The sequence below is a fragment of the Collinsella sp. CLA-ER-H3 genome, from assembly GCF_040092425.1.
Taxonomy (GTDB): domain Bacteria; phylum Actinomycetota; class Coriobacteriia; order Coriobacteriales; family Coriobacteriaceae; genus Collinsella.
Genome location: NZ_JBBNLP010000023.1, coordinates 1 through 1,299 on the forward strand (window position 1 = coordinate 1; position 1,299 = coordinate 1,299).

A 1,299-nucleotide genomic window follows, 5' to 3' on the forward strand; every position below is an offset into this window, starting at 1 on the left:
GGGGGTGCGGACGATTTCTTGGACCGCGCCTAGGCGTATCCAAGCTTCCTGCGGTACTCCATCGGGCTCAGCCACCCGAGGGACTTCTTGATCCGCTCCTCACGATAGTACACGAGGTAGGCCTCGAGCCTTCCCATGAACTCCTCGGCCGTCACGCCCTCCCAGTCCCTGTAGTGGAAGAACTCGTTCTTGAGGCGCCCGAAGAAGCCCTCGCAGGCCGAGTTGTCCGGGCTGCAGCCCTTCGCGGACATGCTCCTGACCAGGCCGTTCTCCTCGCAGATCCCGATCCACTCCGGCCAGCGGTAGTGGCCGCCCCGGTCCGAGTGGATCGTCGTGCGCACCCCCGCCGGCCTCGCCGCGCAGGCCTTGAGCAGGCTCGAGTTCGCGAGGCGCTTGTCGGGGTGCAGCCCGATCGACCAGGCGACGGGCATCCCGTCGAAGCAGTCGACGATCGGGCTCAGGTAGACCTTCTCGCCGCCCGGGAGCCTGAACTCGGTGATGTCGGTGAGCCACAGCCGGTTGGGCTCGTCGGCGCGGAACCTCCTGTTCACGAGGTTCTCCGGCGCCTTGGAGACCTCGCCGGCGTAGGAGCTGTAGCCCCGGGCGCGCCTCTTGTTGTAGACGACCTCGAGGCCCTCCTCGCGCATCACGCGGGCCACGCGCTTCTCGCTGGCCCGGACGCCCTCGCGGCGCAGGCGCGCCCAGACGGTGCGGTACCCCCAGCACCCCGAGCCCTCGCGGAAGATGCGCACCACGCGGTCGCGTATGTCGGCGTCGCGGTCGCGCGGCGCGGCGACGCGGGGCCTCCAGTACTCATAGGAGCTCTTCGATATCCTCAAGAAACCTGTGATCGAGCGGAGGGGCAGGGCGGTCGCCCGCCTCAATCTCTCGCCGAGCTCGCACTTGCTCCTGTTCGAGATCGAAGCCGGGTCCCACCCTTCCGCTTTTAGGTCGGCCAACACCGCCCTGAGCAGCAGGTTCTCTATCTGGTCCTCGTTGAGCCCGGCGAGCGGGCCGGTCGCCGGCGGGGCGTAGATCGACTTGTCGGGGCCCAAGCTGGCCTCCTTCCGTGGCGGTTTCCTCGCCCCGATTCTACAGCGCGCCCCGGTGTAGCTGTGCGGGAGGTGCCCCGTCGCCCACTTCTTGGCCGCGCCCACCGAGACCCCCGCGAACTTCGCGGCGGCGGTCGGCCCCATGCCGTCCTCCGTCGCCAGGAGGAAGAGCTCGACCTTCTCCCTGCTGTACATGCGAACCTCCAGTCCGGACCGCCCCGCGGTCCAACTTTCTGTCCGCACCCCC

General features: G+C 68.6%; 1 protein-coding gene. It reads right to left on the reverse strand.

Translation table 11 applies throughout. The annotated features are described in order from the left end of the window. Positions 1–29: 29 nt before the first annotated feature. Positions 30–1,299, reverse strand: a 1,270-nt coding sequence (locus AAAX32_RS09990; protein WP_270226442.1) for an IS3 family transposase, incomplete at its 5' end; no start/stop codon positions are given.